The sequence below is a fragment of the Micromonospora sp. KC207 genome (assembly GCF_004348615.1).
Lineage (GTDB): Bacteria > Actinomycetota > Actinomycetes > Mycobacteriales > Micromonosporaceae > Micromonospora.
In genome coordinates this window covers 37815-56341 of record NZ_SMKJ01000004.1, presented here as the reverse complement: position 1 = coordinate 56341, position 18527 = coordinate 37815, and the positions used below count along the sequence as shown (strand labels likewise).

At 75.6% G+C, this 18527-nt stretch carries 12 protein-coding genes; 5 read left to right on the top strand and 7 right to left on the bottom strand.

Going from position 1 to position 18527, the window contains the following annotated elements:
- Positions 1 to 1721 (top strand): NACHT domain-containing protein (locus E1258_RS01230; protein WP_132395997.1); only part of this gene is annotated, 1721 nt, incomplete at its 5' end.
- Here E1258_RS01230 and E1258_RS01225 read toward each other — a convergent pair.
- The 7 genes from E1258_RS01225 to E1258_RS01195 are packed head-to-tail and all read right to left on the bottom strand — an operon-like array spanning position 1696 to position 11117.
- Positions 1696 to 2451, bottom strand: a complete 756-nt coding sequence (locus E1258_RS01225; RefSeq protein WP_132395995.1) for a PP2C family serine/threonine-protein phosphatase — start codon at positions 2449 to 2451, stop codon at positions 1696 to 1698. The two genes, E1258_RS01230 and E1258_RS01225, sit on opposite strands and share 26 nt — an antisense overlap.
- Positions 2448 to 3047: an FHA domain-containing protein gene (locus E1258_RS01220; protein ID WP_132395993.1), complete on the bottom strand. Its 600-nt coding sequence runs from the start codon at positions 3045 to 3047 to the stop codon at positions 2448 to 2450. The genes E1258_RS01225 and E1258_RS01220 overlap by 4 nt, the downstream gene beginning before the upstream one ends.
- On the bottom strand, positions 3035 to 3679 hold the full coding sequence (locus E1258_RS01215; protein ID WP_207919356.1) for a 4Fe-4S single cluster domain-containing protein: 645 nt from the start codon (positions 3677 to 3679) through the stop codon (positions 3035 to 3037). Before E1258_RS01215 ends, E1258_RS01220 begins: the two co-directional genes overlap by 13 nt.
- The gene (locus E1258_RS01210) at positions 3676 to 5526 is read right to left on the bottom strand and encodes an AAA family ATPase (protein WP_132395989.1); all 1851 of its coding nucleotides are present in this window, start codon (positions 5524 to 5526) and stop codon (positions 3676 to 3678) included. The genes E1258_RS01215 and E1258_RS01210 overlap by 4 nt, the downstream gene beginning before the upstream one ends.
- Complete coding sequence (locus E1258_RS01205; protein ID WP_132395987.1) at positions 5523 to 6776, bottom strand: hypothetical protein; 1254 nt, start codon at positions 6774 to 6776, stop codon at positions 5523 to 5525. Before E1258_RS01205 ends, E1258_RS01210 begins: the two co-directional genes overlap by 4 nt.
- A 34-nt stretch (positions 6777 to 6810) precedes the next feature.
- On the bottom strand, positions 6811 to 9321 hold the full coding sequence (locus E1258_RS01200) for a protein kinase (RefSeq protein ID WP_132395985.1): 2511 nt from the start codon (positions 9319 to 9321) through the stop codon (positions 6811 to 6813).
- Positions 9318 to 11117 (bottom strand): hypothetical protein, encoded by a 1800-nt coding sequence (locus E1258_RS01195; RefSeq protein WP_132395983.1) that lies wholly within the window; start codon positions 11115 to 11117, stop codon positions 9318 to 9320. The genes E1258_RS01200 and E1258_RS01195 overlap by 4 nt, the downstream gene beginning before the upstream one ends.
- Positions 11118 to 11447: 330 nt before the next feature.
- On the opposite strand from E1258_RS01195, the gene E1258_RS01190 reads away from it, so the two are divergent.
- The 4 genes from E1258_RS01190 to E1258_RS01175 all read left to right on the top strand — a co-directional run bounded on the left by E1258_RS01190 (position 11448) and on the right by E1258_RS01175 (position 18516).
- Entirely contained in the window at positions 11448 to 12626 is a 1179-nt protein-coding gene (locus E1258_RS01190) for a sensor histidine kinase (RefSeq protein WP_132395981.1), read from the top strand.
- Positions 12614 to 13264: a response regulator transcription factor gene (locus E1258_RS01185; RefSeq protein ID WP_007071547.1), complete on the top strand. Its 651-nt coding sequence runs from the start codon at positions 12614 to 12616 to the stop codon at positions 13262 to 13264. The genes E1258_RS01190 and E1258_RS01185 overlap by 13 nt, the downstream gene beginning before the upstream one ends.
- Positions 13265 to 13606: 342 nt before the next feature.
- On the top strand, positions 13607 to 15613 hold the full coding sequence (locus E1258_RS01180; protein WP_132395979.1) for a hypothetical protein: 2007 nt from the start codon (positions 13607 to 13609) through the stop codon (positions 15611 to 15613).
- Positions 15610 to 18516, top strand: coding sequence for a hypothetical protein (locus E1258_RS01175; protein ID WP_132395977.1), 2907 nt, complete (start codon positions 15610 to 15612; stop codon positions 18514 to 18516). The genes E1258_RS01180 and E1258_RS01175 overlap by 4 nt, the downstream gene beginning before the upstream one ends.
- The last annotated feature ends 11 nt before the right edge of the window (positions 18517 to 18527 follow it).

The window sequence follows — 18527 nt, the reverse complement described above, 5'->3', positions numbered from 1 at the left end:
ACGTTGGGCTGGCCGACGCCGACGCCGACGCCGACGCGGGGGCGGGGGCGGGGGCGGTCGCCGGCCGGCTCGCCGAGGTCGCCACCGTGTTCCGCCGGATACCGTCGCGGCGGCTCGTGGTGCTGGGGCCGGCCGGCGGCGGCAAGTCGGTGCTGCTGATCCGGCTGGTGCTGGACCTGATCTCCGGCGGCCAGCCGGGTGAGCCGGTGCCGGTGCTGCTGTCGCTGACGTCCTGGGATCCCGGCCGCGCCGGCTACGCCGACTGGCTGGTGGCCCGGCTGGCCGCCGACTATCCGGCGTTGGCCGCGCCGCACCCGGACTTCGGCACGGTGGCGGCGGCCCTGCTCGCCGAGGAGCGGGTCCTGCCGGTGCTGGACGGGCTCGACGAGTTGCCAACGGCGGCGCGCGGGGCGGCCCTGCTCGCCCTCAACTCCGCCTCGCCCCGGCTGGCGGGCCTCGTCGTGGCGAGTCGGACCGCGCAGTACCTGGACGCGGTGCGCGGCGGCGACGTGCTCACCGGCGCGGCCGTGGTGCGGCTGTTGCCGCTGCGGGTGAGTGACCTGGCGGCGTACCTGCCGCGCACCGCCCGCCCCGCCGGTGCCGCCGCGGTGACCGCGTGGGACCCGGTGCTGGCCCGGCTCGACGCCGCGCCCGCCGACGGCCCGGCCCGGCTCGTCTGCCAAGTGCTCGCCACGCCGCTGATGACGTCGCTGGCCCGCGCTGCCTACAGCGACACCGGGTCCGATCCGGCGGCGCTGCTGGACCGGGACCGCTTCGCCACCGCCGACGACCTCGCCGGGCACCTGCTCGACCGGGCCGTTCCGGTCGCCTACACCGAGCACGCGGGCGGTGCGGCGGCCCGGACGGCGGCCCGGGTCATGCCCTGGCTGGCCTGGCTCGCCGCGCACGCCGGGCCGGACATCGCCTGGTGGCGACTCTCCGCCGTCGCGCCGCGGGCGGTGCCGGCCGGGGTCGGTGGCGTGTTCGGCGCGGTGGCCCTGGGCGCGGTGGCCGGGCTGGCCGGCGGTGGCGTCGCGGGCGGCGTCGGCGCGGTCGCCGGGGCGGCCGTCAGTGGATTCGTGATGGTTCGCCAGCCACTGGTCCCCACCGGGCTGCGCACCGGCGCGGCCCCCGGCGGTCCCGGCCCGGTCGCCGGCCTGCCCGGTTTCGGTGGCGGCGGCGCGTCTGGCCTGGCCGGCCGGCTGACCGGCGGTGTCACGCCCGGCCTGGTCGGCTGGGTGACCGGCGGGGCGGCGACCGTCGCCGTCGGGTGGCTGACCGCCGGGGGCACGGCGGCCGTCGCGGCGGCCGGCGCGCTCCTGCTGGCGCTGTTCCTGGACGCCTGGCTGGACGTGCCGACCGACGTGACGGCCGCCGCCGGCCCGCTGGCGGTGCTGAGCGCCGACCGCCGCACCGCCGTGGCCAGGGCGGCCGTGCGAGGCGGCATCCTCGGCCTCACCATGGCCGCTCTGATCGACCCGGGCACTGGCCTCGCGATCGCCGCCGCGACCGCCGGCGCGAGCGTCCTGTTCACCGCGTGGGGCCGCTTCACCGTCGCCCGGACTTGGTTCGCGCTGCGGGGCGAACTGCCGTGGCGGCTGCTGGCGTTCCTGGACGACGCCCACCGGCGCGGCGTCCTGCGCCAGATCGGCGGCGTCTATCAGTTCCGCCACGCCCGCCTGCGGGAACGCCTGCTCACCCACGGGGTAGGACATCGATGACGACGGCGGTGAGGTTGTCGGCGGCGCCGGCGGCGTAGACCTCGTCGCGCAGGTTCTCGACCAGCGCGCGGGCGTCGGGGGCGCGGCAGATCGCGCGCAGGCGTCGCTCGTCGAGCTGGCCGTGGACGCCGTCGGTGCACAGCAGGAAGCGGGCGCCGGCCGGGTCCAGCGGGGCGTGGGCGACGTGCGGCGCGAGGGGGGCGTCCGGCGGGTCGCCGAGGCACTGGGTGACCGTGGCCCCGCCCGGGCCGGCGTCGTCGACGCTGAGCTGCTCCAGGTAGCCGTCGGTGATCCGGTAGACGCGGCTGTCGCCGACGTTGAACACGTACGCGCCGTCGCCGGTGAGCAGGACGCCCGCGATGGTGGTGCGCATGCCGACGGTGCCGGGCTGACGGGCGGCCGTGTCGTGCAGGGCGTGGCCGATGGCGACGACACCGTCGTGCACGGCGCGGAACCCGTCCCAGGCGATGTAGCGGTTGGCGAGGTCGGCGACGGCGAGCCGGCTGGCCAGCTCGCCGGCGCTGTGCCCGCCGAGGCCGTCGGCGACGGCGCAGGCCAGGGGCGGGGTCCAGGCGGTGGTGAGGTCGCTGACGCGGGCGCGCGGGGACTGGCTGATCCAGTCGAGGGCGAGGACGGCGTCCTCGTTGCCGGCCCGGACGGCGCCTCGGGCGGTCACGGCACAGACCCGTACCGTCGCGAAGGTCTGCGCTTGCCGCGTGGACGCGGTCACGAGGTGCCTCCGGTGCGACGCACCCGGGCCCGTACGTCGCTGGCCAGGCGCAGCTCGTCGCCGTCGAAGAGGCGCTGGCGGGTGTGCGGGTCCAGGCGGCGGTCGTTGACGTAGGTGCCGTTGGTGGAGCTGAGGTCCTGCACGTACAGCTCGTCGTGCTCGACCCAGACCAGCGCGTGCTGCCGGGACACGTTGCCGTGCGCGCCCAGCCGCAGGGCGATCTCGCCGAGGTCGTCGGCGCGGCCGATGCGGACCTCGGCGCGGCCGACCGAGACCGGCCCGAACGGGAAGTCCAGCCGGAAGGCCGCGACGTCCGGTGAGGCGTCGCGGGTGGTGGCCGGCGCGGCCGACGGGCCCGCTCCGGCGGGTCGCTGCGGGGGTTCCCCGGCCCAGGTGCCGGCCTCGGTGGCCATCCCGCCGAGGTCGTGCAGCGGGCACCGGCCGTCGGCGTCGAGCAGGTTGCCGCAGCCGGGGAGCGGGCACACCCGCCCGGCGGCCGGTGTCGTGGACTCGGGGACGAGGAACTCCATACAGATCGGGCAGAACGTGCCGCCGGCCGGCTGCGGTCCGTGGTTCGGGCAGATCAGGGCCGCCATGACACTCCTTCCAGCCGGATGCCCTGGGCGTCCAGGGCGCGCTGGATCCGGGCGAGGTCGCCGCGGCCGGGAATGCCGACGAGCCAGACCCGGTCGTCGTCGACCTGTAGTTGCAGCTCCGGCCGGTCGCGCCGGGCGTCGACCCACGGCGCGTAGCGGTGCCGGCCGAGCGGCGAGCACGGCACCAGCCGCTGGTTGGCCGAGCCACGCCAGACGAGGTCCGTCGGTTCCCCGGCCCGGTAGGGGCCGGTAATCAGCGCGTCGATCGACGGGTACGCCCCGGGGCAGCGCCCGCGGAACTCGTCGAGTTCGACGCCGGTGTAGCACAGCACGTCCCAGTCGTGCCCGGCGCCGAGCCCGGCGAGCCCGGTCACCAGCGCGGCCAGCGCCTCGGGCTGCTCCGACGGCTCACCGCCGGTGACGGTGACGCCGGTGATCCCGGCCGGGTCGAGGCCGGCGACCCGGTCGAGCACGTCGTCGACCTCAATGTCGTGCCGGGGCTCGGCGAACCAGGTGTCCTGGGAGACGCAGCCGGGGCAGCCGATGGCGCAGCCCTGCAACCAGACGCCGACGCGGCGGCCCGGCCCGAGCGTGGTGACCGGGTGGTGCAGCCGGGACAGTCGCAGCCTCACTCCATCACCAGCTCGCGGTTCTGGCCGTCCTGCGCGATCGCGCCGACGCACAGCGTCTGCCCGGGCTCGGGCGGGTTGGCGAACACCTCCCGGGCGAGCGGGTTGACCAGGATGCTCTCGATGGCCGACACGATGCCCCGGCCGCCGTTGGACAGGTCGAACGTGGCCTCCTTGCGCAGCTCGTCGCGAGCCTCGTCGCTGAACTCCAGCGTCGCCCCGTACGCGCGGTGCACGGCCTCGCCGACCCGGCCGATCGCCCGGTCGGCGATCTCCACCGCCACCTCGGGCCGGAGGAAGTCGAAGACCACGATGCTCTGCTGCACCCGGTTGAACAGCTCGGGTCGGCGCAGCAGGTGGCGGAAGAACACCTCGATGTAGCGCCGCACGCCCTGCTCGATGTCCGGCAGCTCCTGGGCGGGGGTGACGTTCTCCTTCGGCTTGCCGTCCTCGTCCTGGATGACGATGCCCAGGTTGGTGGTGAAGACGATGAGCGCCTCGGTGAAGTAGACGGTGCCGCCCCGGCCGTCGGTGAGCCGCCCGTCGTCGAGGATCTGGAGGAACTTGTCGAGCAGGCGCGGGTGCGCCTTCTCGATCTCGTCGAACAGCACTACCCGGAACGGCTGCTGCCGGATGCCGTTGGTCAGCTCGCCACCCGCGTCGTGGCCGATGAATCCCGGTGGCGCGCCGATCAGCCGGGCCTCGGTGTGTTCGGCGGCGAACTCGCTCATGTCGAAACGCAGGTACGCGTTCTCGTCGCCGAACAGCAGCGCGGCCAGCGCCTTGGCCAGTTCCGTCTTGCCCACGCCGGTGGGTCCGGCGAAGAAGAGGACCCCCCGGGGCTTGCTGCGCCCGCCGGTGTGCGCGCCGGCCAGGCCGGTCGCCGAACGGGCCAGGATGTCCAGCACCCGGCGGACGGCGTCGGGCTGCCCCAGCACCCGGTGGCTCAGCTCCTCCTGGGCGCTCTTGAGTCGTTCCCGCAGCCCGGCGCTCTGCCACGGGTTGTCCGGCACGCCCACCCGGAACGCCCGGACCGCGTCGTCGACGCGGGGGCCGGGGATGCCGGCGGCGGTGGCGAGGCGTACCACGTCGCGCATGCTGCGCAGCCGCATCCCGTGGCTGGCCTCGGCGAACCGGCGGGCGATCGCCCACCGCTCGTCGGTGTCCTGCGGCATCCCGGGCAGCGTCGCGACCAGGTCGTTGGCCGTCTGTAGGCGGGCCGCCAGGTCCGGCTCCGGGATCGCGGTGATCCGCAGCGTGTGGTTGCCGGTGGCGAACCACGACGGCAGGTCGTGTTCGCGGTCGAGCACCCAGAAGACGGTGTTGTAGCCGCTGCCCACCGGCGTGGCGCGGTAGGCCAACCGGTCGGCCGTGGCCAGGAAGAGGCGTTCCTCCGGGGAGAGCAACTCGCCGGTGAACAGCCGGGCCGCGTCGACCAGGGCCAGCGCCACCGGCGGGCCGGCCGCGCGCCGCCGGGGCACGTCCACCACCGCGCCGATCAGGTCGCGCACCTGGGCCAGGTGCAGCGGGCGGTTCGGTTCGACGTCGGCGTCGCGTAGGACGGCCTGGGCCGCCGCCGCGCCGCCGTCGGGTAGCTGCGCGGCGATCTCCACGCCGACGCCGCTGGAGTAGGTCAGCAGCGCGCCGTAGCCCCGGGCCCGGGCGACGCTCCACAGCGCGTCGACCAGGCCCATGAACCGGACGCTGCCCTCGCGCTCCGGGTCGGGCAGCCGGTAGAGGTCCCTGACGTTGCCCGTGAGCAGGACCTGCGGGTGCGCGCAGAGCGCGAGGCTCACCTCGCGCAGCCACGCCGGCTGCTGCGCCGGGTCGTCGATCGGCGGTGTGGTCATAGCCCCTGCTTCCTCTGTTGCCCGGCGGCCCCGTGGGTCTGGGCCGGGATCATTTCGTCGGCGACCACCTGCACCGCCTGCCGGCCCGGGTCGATCTGTCCGAACTGGTCGATCGGGATGCCGTTGCGGCGCACCCGCCGCTTGATCACCTCGTAGTCGTCGCAGAACTTCCGTTCCGCGGCGACGTCGTCAAAGCGGCCGGCCCGCGTGCTACCGGCGCGGACCACCTGGGTACGGATCACCGGGTCGTCCCGGTCGAGCAGCACCTTCACGCCGTAGCCGGCGTCGCCGTCCATCGCCGCGTACGCCACCCCGGTGCCGGCCAGCGCCGTGTCGAAGCCCTCGCCGACGCGGTAGCCGAGGTCGGTCAGGCCGACCCGGATCGCGTCGGCCACGGCCTTGCGCCGGCGGGCCCGGTCGGCCTGCGCGACGATTTCGTCGGCCTCGGCCCGCAGCCCGTCGGGGACCCGGTCGGCGCGTTCCGCGACGAGCCGGGCGACCCGCTTGCGCAGCCGGGCCGCCGCCTCGCCGGGCACCGTCTCCAGCGGGGCGGCGATCGTGAGCAGGTCGCGGCGGGTGAGCGCGACGCGTTCCTCGGCCCGCTGCTGGGCGCCCACCCGCTCCTCCAGGTCCCGCAGCAGCAGGTGGGCGCGGCCGGCCGGGGCTCCCGCGGCGATCTCCGCGACCGCCGCCGCGCAGGGCGCGCGGACCTCGTCGGGCGTCGCGGCGGGCAGACGGGAGAGCAGCTCGGCGGCCCGGGTGGCGCGGGCCCGGTGGCGCTCCTGCGCCGCCGCGTCGTCGCGCGCCCGGGCAGCCTGCGCGGCCGAGTCGTCCCGTTGCCGGCTGGCCGGCCGGGCCGGCTCGGTGACCGTGCTGTCGTCCCACTGCCGGCGGGTTCTCGTCGCGTCCGCCGCCTTGGTCGCCGGAACGTCGAGCAGGCCGCTCACGTCCTGCCGGGAGGCGGCGAGCACCTCGGTGCGCAGCCGTTCCCGCTCGCGGCCGACCAGCAGGGCGACGTCGGCGGTCGCGGCGGCGATCCGGTGCGGGGAGTGGTTGGGTCGGGCCCGGGCACCGGCGGCGACCCGGCTGATCCGGCTGCCGTAGACCGACCGGTACGCCTCGGCCTCCGCGCGCAGCGCCTCCAGCTCGCCGCGGACCTGCACGAACTGCTGCCACTGGGCCCGTTGCTCACGGGCGAGGCGCTCGGCTGCCGTCTCCACGACGTACCGGGCACCGGTGATTCCGCTCATCGCGGCCTCCTCAGCATCGCGACCTCACTGACCATCACAGGAACCACCAAGGCAGCAGTGGCATCGTCCATCCCCGCCACACGTAGACCGGTTGCATCAGGTACAGCGCGGCCACCAGGGCGATCACCGTGCCGCGCACGAGCCGGGGGACCCAGCCGGACAGTCGCCCGCCCTCCGTGGCGTAGGCGCGGGCGGCCAGCCGCCGGCCGAGCCACAGCGCCAGCAGCAGGCCGCCGCCGGCCACGTACGGATAGGCCTCGTCGTAGCTGGTGTCCAGGTCGATCAGCCACTCCCGTACGCCGGTGTCGAGCACCACCGGGAACCGGAGGAACATCGCATACGTGCCGTTGTCGGCGGTGAGCAGCACCCAGACCGCCGCCCCGGCGGCCCAGCAGAGCCGGCGGGCCCGACGCAGCCCGGCCTGCGGGTCGGCGGGGCAGATCACCAGGCAGGCGAGCAGCACCAGCAGGGGCAGCGCGATCACGGTCTGCACGGCGGCGACGCGGGTGAGCATCACCGCCGGCCGCGCCCACGCGTCGGGGAACGTGCCGAGGGCCCAGAACGCGGCGGCGGCGAACGTGGTGAGATAGCCGATGGCGACCGCGAGCAGGTAGTTCACCGCGTCCCGCCAGGCGTTGCGCAGTGCGGCGGCCCGGGCCGGGGGCACCCAGCCGGTGCGGGCCGCGCCGGCGTTGCGTTCGCGTTGTCTGGCCTCGGCGGCGCGGGCCTTCTCCTCGGCCATGTGCGCGGTCGCCAGCGGGATCAGGGCGGCGGCGAGCGCGGCGGCGGCCACCTGCCGGTCGTCGCCGCCGGGGCCGGCCTCCTCGCGCAGCCGGTCCCACCAGCCGCAGCGGCGCGCGGCCTTCTGCCTGCCGAGCGTCGAGCGCAGCCGGCCGCCGTGGCCGGGGTCGACGAGCAGCCCCAGCGCGACGGCCCGGGCGACCGGCAGCGCCTGTTCCAGCTCCGGGCGGGCACCGCGCGGCGGGCCGCCCGTTGCCCCGGCGGTCAGCTCGCCGCCGACCTGCTCGGCGCGGGCCTCGACGACCGAGGTGACCCGGGCCAGCCGCTCGGCGGCGTCGGCGAGGACCGCGCAGGGGCCGTCCGCGCAGCCGGGGTGCGCCCGGCAGCGGTGTCGGGCCAGGGCCCGCAGCAGCTGGGTATCGAGCCGGGCGACGAGCGCGGCGGCGGCCGGTTCCCCGGCGGCGGCGTGCGCGGCCAGGCCGGCCAGCCCCGGCCCGTCGGCGCGTTCGTCTTCGAAGACGGGCGGCATCTCGGGCGCGACGTGGGAGACGAAGCGGACGACCCGGGCGGCGGCGTCGGCCTGCCCGGCGGCCTTCGACTTCATCAGGTTGACCGGCAGGTTGAGCCGGGGGAAGTTGTCGCGCAGCCAGTCGTCGAGGTCGAGCTGGCTGTCCCGGCGGCGGAAGAGGTCCACGGCGGCCCGCCAGTTCTCGGACATCGCCGCGCCCACCTCCTCCGGTGTGCGGCAGAGCCGCCCGGCCAGCTCGAACGGGGGCACCGGCCGCTGCGCCGACTCCGGCTCGGGGTCGGGATCGTCGACGGCGGGTGCCTCGCCAACCAGCCAGGCCCGCACCTGCTCCGCGCCCCAGCGCAGCTCGGGCGCCCGGGTCAGCAGGCCCCGGCACAACAGCAGCCAGCCCGGGTCGGTGACACCGCTGAGATCGACGCCGTACTTGGCGATGTGTTCGAAGATGGTCCGCTCGTTGGCGGTGTCGCCGCCCACGCCGCTGTTGGGGTTGCGGCCGGTGAGCAGCTCGACGACGAGGACCCCGAGCGACCACCAGTCCTGCGCGGGCTCCTGGCTCTTCTGCCACCACGTCTCCGGCGCCTGGTAGGCGGGGGTGCCCGCCCGGCCGGTGCTGCGCCGGGTGGCCCGCAGCTCGGCGACCAGGCCGAAGTCGCAGAGCACCAGCTCCAGCGGGTCCAGCGAGCGGACCAGCACGTTCTCCGGCTTGATGTCGCGGTGCGCGATGCCGGTCGCTTCGCCGTGGCGCAGTTCCCCGTGCAGGTAGGCCAGGGCGGCGGTGACCTCCGCCACGACCCGGCGCACCTGCTCCGGCGGGAGCGGGCCGCCGTGTTCCCGGGCCAGCGCGGCGAGCGAGCCGCGCGGCAGGTACTCCAGCACCTCCCAGCTGGTGGGGGTGCCGTACCGGTTGACCTCGGTGCCGTAGTCGAGCATCCGGACCACGTGGCGCTCGTCGGCGGTGCGCAGCGCGTCGAGCAGGCGCGGGTCCGGCCGCACGGAGGTGGGGTAGACCTTCGCCACCCGGGTCAGGCCGGTGGCCCGCTCCTCGACCAGCATCACCAGGTGCGCCTCGCCGCCGGTGGCCAGGTGCCGGACGGGGGCGAACCGCGCCGACACGCCCTGCGGCAGGCCGCTGTCGTCGCCGCCGGCCGCCGGGGCGGCCGGGGTCGGCGGCGGCGTCTCCCGGGTGGTGGCCGGCGCGGTGCCCAGCGCCGGGTCGGCGGTGGTGGGCGGGGCCTGCCGGCCGGGGCCCTCCCGCCGGGTCGGTGCGTCGCTCATGACTGGCCCTCCCGCGTCCGTTCCTCCCGCGACACCTCGTCGAACAGGTTTTCCTCCTGCGTCGACGCCTCGCGCAGCGCCCGGTCCTCCAGCTCGGTCAGCCGGTCCACCGCCCGGCGGTAGCGCTCGCGTACCGGGGCGTGCTCCGCGCCGGTGAGGCCGACGAGGTCGCGCTCCAGCGCGGCCGAGAGCAGCACGGCCCGGCCCGACTCCAGGGCCACGGCGGCCTCCGGCAACCGCCGGCGGCGAACCAGCGCGTGCGAGGCCCGGCCGACCAGGCCGCGCGTGCGCCGGCGCAGGACCAGTTCGCCGTACGCCCGGCTGAGCTGGGCCCGGGCCATCTGGTTGAGCATGCGCAGCGTGAGCAGGTACGCCTCGGCGGCGTCGGCGACGCGCCCGTGCCGCCAGGACCACTCGGCCCACTGAAGCGCGGTGTCGTACGCCCACACCAGGCTCAGCTCCCCGATCGCCGCCGTCGCCCGGCGGGACTCGGCCGCGGCGTGCAGCAGGTCCTCCGTGGACCCGGTCGCCTCGGCGCGCACGTGCAGCGCGGCGGCGACCCGGGAACGGGCCACCGCGTGTTGCAGCGACGTCGGCGGCAGCCGGTCGCGGAATGTGGTGAGCAGGGTCAGCGCCTCCTCGACGTCGTCCAGGCTGCCGGCGAACCAACCTCGCATGAGCAGCGCGTCCGCCAGCGGGATGCGGGCGGCGTTGCGCATCGCCGGGCTCAGGCTGGTGCCGCTCGCGCCCCGCCGCAGCAGCCGGACCGCCTCGTCGAGCGCCTGCGGGTCGGGCCGGTCGGGGCGGTAGGCGTCCAGCTTGCAGGTGCCCAGCACGAGCCGGGCCTGGTCCTGGCTGCCACCGCCCACGGCGAGCGCCTCGGTCGCTAGCTCCTGCGCCCGCAGCCGGTCGGCGCCCGCCGACGGGTCGTCGGAGAGGCCCTTCGCCTTGGCCCGTTCGTGGTAGCTTGCCGCCAGCGTGACGAGCCGGCTCGCCGGGTCGGGTTCGTATCGGTCGGGGTCGGCGAGCTCGGCCTCCAGCTTGGCGATCAGCGCGTCGAAACCCTGCAGGTCACCGGAGGAACCCAGCCGGCCGCTGGCCCGGATCGCTCCGGTCGTGGTGCTCAGCAACTCGGCCGTGCCGGGGAAGGGACCGTCGTCGCCGATCGTGAGCTGCTCGGCCATGGCCAGCGGGTCCGCCGTCTCTCCCTGCACCAGGCCCCGCTGCAACTCGCGGACCTGATGCAGCATGCCCGTCACCGACGACATCTGGGGGGAGAGCCGCTCCGCCTCGGCGAGCAGGGCGACGACGCGCTGTTCGCCGGCCTCGTCGGTGGGCCCGCTGCTCAGCAGGCCGGCGTGGGCGGCCGCCAACTGGAGGCGCACGAGTCCGGCGGCGGCGGCCATCATCGCGATGTGCTGCGGGTTCGGCCGGTCCCGGGCGGCCTCCCGGTCGAGGACGGGCAGGGCCCGCTCCAGCCGCTCGACCGCCGCTGTCAGGTCCTCCTCGCGCCGGTGTCGCAGGTGCCGGGGCAGCAGCATGGCGGCGATCATGAGGTCGAGCGCCGCGTGCTCGCCGCCGCCCGGGCGCAGGGGCCGTTGGGCGGCGGTGAGCGCCGCGAACGCCTCCTCCTCGTCGTCGGGCCGGCGCCGTACGGCGAGCAGGGACGCGAGTCGGACCGCGGCCACCCGCGCCTCGGGCCGGGCCCGGGGCACCAGCTCCCGCGCGGTGCGCGCGGCGTCGATCGCGCTATTCAGGTCGGCGGCGGAATTGGTGCAGAGGAATCGGCTCTCCAATGCGTCGCAAAGCCTCCACAGCAACACGAGGCGTTCTGCCGCGGAGCGACTTCCGGAAGCCGAAAGTTGATCTTCGGCGGCGCGCACTGCGGCGTCGACCCGATGGCAGGGAATGTGCCCCATCTGTTGCAGCATGAATCATCCGAACGGTTGGCATGGTGAGAGGCGTACGCCACTTCGGCCGTGCCAGCGTGGCAGTCCGCTATTCGATTCGTCAATGCCCGTCCGGCGACCAATCGCAGGAAATCCGCATCGGGTGTCGCGGCCGGGCGCGCGTGTCCGCCGATATGCCGACTGTCCCGCGCAAGCGCGACGTGCCATCGTCGGAACGTGGCGCAAACAGGGGTGCTGAACCGGGGGAAGGCCGCGGTGCGGGTGAACGCGCTGCTGATCTGGGCGGCCGGTTGCCTGCGGGTCGTGCAACTCGCGGTCTGGATACCGGTGCCGCTCATCGGTGGCCTGCGGATGTACCGGCTGCCGGCCCTGGTCCTGGCCGGCTACCTGCTGACGGTCGCCTGGACGGTGCTGCTGTTCGTCCGGGCGGGCCGCGCCGGCCGGATGGGCCACGGCTGGGTGTACGCCGACGTGCTGGTGGCGCTGCTCGGGCTGTTGCTGGTCCCGGCCGCCTGCGTCGCCTCGTGCGGCACGGGCTGGCAGCACTGGGTCCTGCCGCCGGCGATGGGCGCGGCGATCGTGGCCGCGGCGTTCGCGCCCCGCTGGCCGGCGACGGCGGCCGTCGCCCTGCTCGTGGCCGGGTACCTGGCCGGGTCCCTCCGCGAACTGGTGGGCAGCCCGGACGGGTTCGGCGCGATCACCGTCAACGCGGTGTCGCTGCTGGGCTTCGCGGTGCTGGCCGCCGTGGTCGCCGGCTACCTGCGCGGCAGCGCCGAGCAACTGGACGCCGCCACCGACGCCGCGCTGGCCGCCGGGGCGCGGGAGGCCGCCGCGCAGGCCCGCTTCGACGAGCGGACCCGCCAGTACGACGCGCTGCACCGCACCGTGCTGACCACGCTCAGCATGATCGCCCGGGGCCGGCTGGACCACCGCCAGGCGGAGGTGCGCGCGCTCGCCCAGCGCGACGCCGACTACCTGCGCGGGCTGGTCACCGCCGGCAGCGGCGGCCCGATGGCGAACCTGGCCAGCGCGCTGGCCGGGGTGGTCCGGGACAAGCAGGCGCTGGGCCTGCAGGTGCACTCGCAGTTCCACGACCTGTCCGACCGCCTGCCCGAGGACGTCGAGCAGGCCCTGACCAACGCGGTCAGCGAGGCGCTGACCAACGTCACCAAGCACGCCGGCACCGACGAGGCCTGGCTGACCGCCGTCGGCGGCGACGGCGGGGTCACGCTCAAGGTCGTCGACCGGGGCCGGGGCTTCCGGCCGGAGGCGGTCAACCCCGGCCGGGGGCTCCTGCGCGAGCTGCGGCACTGCGTCGTGGAGGTGGGCGGCCGGGTCGCGATCGACTCCGCGCCGGATCAGGGAACGATGGTGGAGGTCTCATGGCGGCGATGATCGAGATCGGCGCGATCGACAACGACCAGATGCTGCTGGAGGGCATGTCCGCCTGGATGAGCCGCCTGCCGGACATCACGCTCACGGCGCTCGCCGTCTCGGTGGACGAGTTCCTGGCGGCGACGCGACGGCCGAGGATCGTGATCCTCGACCTGAACCTGGAGAACTTCACCGATCCCGCCGACAACGTCCGCCGGCTGGTGGCCGTCGGGCACACGGTCGTCGTGGTGTCGGTGATCCCGGATCCGGTCTACATCGCGGCGACCACCGAGGCCGGTGCCTCGGCGTACGTGCTGAAGGCCAACAACCTCGGCGTCCTCGCCGACGTGATCCGGCAGGTCGCCGCCGGCGAGACGCCGATGACCACCGAGCACGCGTTCTGGCTCGGCCGCGACGCCCGACCGGAACGCCCCCACCTGTCCGCCCGGGAACGGGAGGTGCTGGTCTCCTACGGCAGTGGGTGCACCGTCGAGGCGGTCGGCCGGGTGCTGGGGATAGCGCCCGGCACGGTACGGACGTACCTCGATCGGATCAAGGAGAAATACGCGCGCGCCGGCCGGCCGATCGAGCACCGGGTGCAGTTTCTCGACCGCGCACGCGAGGACGGATTCGGACGTGGCCGGTTGCCGCCGAAGTAGGAGACGAGCGCCGATGGTGACTCGTTCGAATGGCCTCCGTCGTTCACCCCCCGGACGCCGTCCGACGATTGCGCTCAGCCATTCGGACGGCTGATCCGGGCCGTGTGGCTTTTCCTGAATGGCGCCGAAAAAGTGTCCGAAGGCCGACACCGACAATTCCCGCCACCCGACTACAGTCGGTCCACGCCGACGCCGAGGGCGCGGCAATTCCCGCATCACCTCCTGATTGGTCCCCTCCTCGTCTGCTGATCGTCGGTGGCCCGACATTGGCCAAACGACGGCCCGGCCGGCCGTACCCCTGACCGGAGGACAACCGTGCCGACACAGCGCACAGATCCCGCGGTGCGGAGCCGCGAACGCGCCGAGCGCCTGCTCGCCGCGGTCACCGAGGCGTTGCCGGGCGGCCCGCACGCCGACTCCGCCCGGTCGGCCGCGGCGTTGGTCGTGCGGGCCGCCGAGGCGCCGATCTCCGTGGCCCTGCTGGCCGAGGGCACCGGTGACCACGTCGTCAGCCACCACCTGTGGCAGCCGCTGCTCGGCGGGGACGCGCCTGCCCTCACCCCGCAGCGATCCACCCTCGGGTACGTCACGGTGGCGCGCCTGCGCGCCGTCGCCGGGGAGCGGGCGGCCGTCCGCGCCGTCTCGGTGTCCTTCCTGGACCGCGCGGAGATCGCGGGCTGTCGGGCCGGCATCCTCCACCTGCTCGACGACGGGCTCGCGCCGGCCGCCGACTGGGCGCAGGCGCTGGCGTGCGCCCGGCGGCTCTGGCCCGGCGCCGACGCGGAGTGCCGGGCCGCCCTGACCGAACTCGTCGCGCTGCACCGGGCCGAGGTCTTCGCCGAGCACCTGCTCGGCGTCGAGGCGGTCCCGGCCCGCCTCGACGCGGTGCACCAGGCGACGATGCCGTTCCGCGTCGGCGGGGCCGCCGGCGGCGTTTCGCCGTTTCCCGACACCACCGCGTCCGGACCGTACGCGCCCGGCACAGAGCTCGCCCAGAACGTCCTGCACCGGATCTTCCCCGCCGTGCGCCGGGTCACCGTCGAGGTGGACGTGCCCCGGTCCCGGTGGCCGCTGGGCGACGAGCCCCTCGAACTGGTCGACCTGCCGGTGCTGTCCCCCCGCCTGCGCACCGGCCGCGCCGACCGGCTGATCGAGCGGGAACTGCGCGCCGCCAGCGCGGCCGTGCTGCTACCCGGCCCGCGGCACGACGCCGAGCGGGTCGTGCAGGCGTACCCCCACACGACCGTCCTGGCCGGGCCGGACAGCGCGGCGCTGCGCGATGGTCCGCTCGCCCCCGCCCGCGCCGACGACCTGCTCGACGCCGTCCTCGGCGCGGGCCGCGACGCTGGCCGCGCGGCGCGCGCCGCCCGGGCCCACGCGGCCCACCTGGACCTGCGCCGGGTGCTGCGCGAGACCGTCGCGGCGCTCGACGAGGCGTCCCCGGCCGCCCCGCCGCCGCCCCCGCCCGCCGAGGAGCGGCTGCGCGACCTGGTGGGCCGCATCGGCGCAGAGCTGACCGCGCTGATCGACGACGTGGGACGCGGTGTCGCCGGCCCCGACGCCCGGTTGGCCGCAGGGATGACCCCGCAGGACGCGGTGACCCAGCGGGTGGTGGCCCGGGTCCACTCCTGGCCACAGTGGGCGATTCTGTTCGCGGCGGTCACCGACGAGCTGGTGCAGCCCGGCGACGGGTTCGAACGGGAGCAACCGCCCGTGCGCCCCGACGAGTTCGAGGCGAGGTTCCGCGCCACCCTCCGCGAGTTGCCGTCGGTGATCGGTGAGGTCGTCGACGCGACGGTCGCCGCCTGGCGCCTACGCCGCTCCGCGCGGCTCGGTTCGCTCAAGGCCGAGCTGCTCGACGGCGTCGAACCGGTGCGCGAGCGGCTGGTCCGGGAGGGCTCCGACGCTGTGCTGGCCACGCTCCGGCGCGCCGTGCAGCTCGACTGGCTGCCCACGACCGGCCCGGCCGACGGCGCGCCGGCCGTCGACGCCGACGCCGCGCGGCAGGCGTTCCCCCTCGCCCCGGACCGGCTCCTGCCGTGGCACGACCCGCAGGGGCACGGCCGGCACCAGGTGACCGTCATGCGGCTGCGCCGGGAGCTGGTCGAGGCCGTCCGCCGGTTGGTCGTCGAGGGCCTCGCCGTGGAACAGGCACGCCGGGTCGATGGCATCCGTCACGCGCTGCGGGAGCTGCGCGCCGCCCTGCCCCGCACGGACGCGGAGATCCGGGCGCTGGCCGGCACCGATCCCGCCGCCGAGCCGGATCCCCCGCAGGTCGTCGCCCGGCGGATGGAGGACCTGCTCGACGAGGACGACCAGTGGCCCCGCACCGACGAGGAGGGCAGATGAGCACCGAGGACCTCCACCCGCCCGGCGCCGGACGGCGGATCCGGCCGACCATCCGCCGCTTTCCCGACCGGCACGGCGGGCTGGCCGCCGTCGACTTCGGCACCACCAACTCCACGGTCACCCTCTACGACCCGTACCGGCCGCCGCCGCAGTTGCCGATGCCGGCCGATCAGCGGGCCGTCCTGTGCCGGGAGACCGTGGCGCTGCTCCGCGCCGAGCCCGCCGACGACGAGCTCGCCACGCCGCGCGCCGAGTCCTACCGCGCCGAGTGGTCCGCCCTGCGCGACCGGATCGCCAGCGACCTGGCCGGCACCGACGTCGACGGTCTCGTCGAGGCCGTCGAGGGCGACGAGGCCGCCGGGGGCGGCCTCCTGCACCGGGTGCTGCTGGCGCTCGACCTGGCCCAGCCCGGCGGCGCCGCGCCCCTCTCGGCCTGGCTCGCCGGCCGCCTGCACTGCTGCTACGACACCGCGTTCGCGACCCCGGCCCTGGAGCACCACTCCCTGTTCCCGGTGCGGCTGGACAGCGCGATCGAGGCGGAGGAGGTCCCGAGCCGCCTCGACGTCACCGCAGTCGACCCGGATCTTCGCGTCCGTCTCGGCCCGCCGCTGGGCGACGGCACGCCACTGGCCTCCGTGCGGGGCCTCAAGCACCACCTGGACGAGCCGGGCTTCCGCGTCGAACTGCGCGACGACCACCGCACGGTCGACCTGGAGGCGCTGCTCGGCGGAGCCTTCGGCTTCCTGCTCGACCGCACCGACGAGTTCACCCGGGCCCACCCGGACCGGCTGGAGAGTGGCCATGTCGACCAGGTGGTGGTCACCTACCCGACCATGGCCCCGCCGTCGGCCCGGCAACGCCTGGCGCGGGTGCTCACCGACGTGCTCGGCGTAGGCGAGGCCGACCTGCGCTACGACGAGGCGATCTCTGCCGCGCTCTTCTTCCTGATGCGCGACCTCGGCGCCAACTACGCCATCGGCATCGAGGCGCTGCGGGCCCGTTTCCGCCCGGCTCCCGGCCGGCAGCGGCACTGGATCGAGAACTGCCTCGTCGTCGACATCGGCGGCGGCACCACGGACATCGCGCTCGTCACCATCCACCTGCGCGACGAGACACCGGAGCTGCCGGGGGCTGCACCCGGCACCACTGGCCGTTACTACCGGCTGCAGCCCCAACTGCGTGGCACCAGCGGCCGGGCCCGGCGCGGCGGGGACTTCCTCACCCTGCAGGTCTTTCACCTGCTCAAGGCGATCATCGCCGACCACCTGCTCACCATCGGGCACACCGGCACCGACGAACTCGGCGAGGACGAGACGTGGCGGGATTGGCAGCGCCTCATCACCGCCGGCCTCGACGCGTCCTGCTGCGAGGACGGCCGGTACGTGCCGGGCCGGCTCGTCCGCCAGGCGCTCAGCGCCCTGCGCAGGGACACCGCCGTCCCCGAAGGTCCCGCCGGCCGGCGGTTCCGGGACAACGTGGAACGGGTGCTCGGCACTCGGACCGTCGGCATCGCCGGCAGCCCCCAGGACCGGGAGAGGACCTTCGGCGACCTCTGGGACCTCGCCGAGCGCGCGAAGATCGACGTCGCGCCGGGCCGCCCGTTCCGGCTGCCCGCGGACGTGGTGCAGGACATCGTCAGCCGGGTCGGCGGCGTCCCGGCGAAGCTGCCGCCCGGCATCGGCGGCGGGCCGCTCGCCCTGTCCTACGAGCACTTCGTCGAGGTGACCGAGCCGATGCTCATGGAGGTCAGCAGGCTCGCCGCCGGCCTCGCCCGCGCCCGGCTGGACAGCGGCGACCGGCTCGACCGGGTCATCCTCACCGGCAAGGCGAGCCAGCTCGGCCTCGCCGCCGACGTCGTCGGCCGGGAACTGGCGGCGGGCAACCGGCGCGGCGAGCCGCCGGTACGGGTGGTGGTGGAGCGGACGTACGCGAAGAACGCGGCCTCGATGGGCGCGGCCTGGGCGGCGTCGCTGGGGTCCCTGGGCGCCGCGGTCGCCGACGAGGACCTGCTGCGCCAGGGTGCCACGGAGGTCGCCGTCGAGGTCGACAACGTGCTGCTGGCGCTGCCCTGCGCGTTGAGCATGCAGGGCCGCGCCGACCAGGGCCGAGTGCTCCTGCCGGCCGGGACCCCGCTGCGCGAACAGGCCGACGGCAGCCTGCGCGCTTTCACCACGATCGGCCAGCTCGGCGACCGGTGCATCATCCGGCGGGAGGTCGACGGCGGGCAGCCCGTGCCGTGGGGTGTCTTCCGCTGGAGCGAGCTGGACTCCCGGCTCGCGGAGTCGGGCGCGACCCGGCGGCTCGACCGGCGGCTCTGGCCGCGCGAGATCCGGGCCGGCATCGAGGTCGACGCCGCCGGAAACCTCGACCTGCTGCTGTGGCGGGGGGAGCGGCCGTACCTGCGGATCGATCGTGCGGAACCGGCCCCGCGCCTGCCCGCGGAGCTGCTGGGTGACGTCGCCGACGCCACGGCACTGGCTGACCGGTTCTACGTCGCCGGCGCGCGGGAGACGCCCCGGCCCGCGCTGCGCGCCGCTGGCGCGGCCCCGGCCTCCCACGAGACGTTCGTGGACGAACACGGCGAGGCCCGCGCCGGCGTGCTCGGCACCGTCGCGCTGCCGCCCGCCGGTGACGACGGACGCTGGGGCCTGCTGTACCGCGCCGACGACGGCCGGGAGCACCTCGTCGGGACGCTGTCTGCGGTGCCCGGGACGCGGGCGCCGCACCGGGTGAGCCTGGACGCCGCCGGCGTCGTCCGGGTGCACGCCGGCGATCCGCCCTGGTGGATTACGGGCGACCCGCTCGACCTGGAGACCCGGCCCGGCGTGGTGTTCCGGGTGCGGCTCGGCGTGCCCCAGGTGGACGCCGACGACCACGACAACCCGTTCGACGGGACCCACTGATGGACGGACGA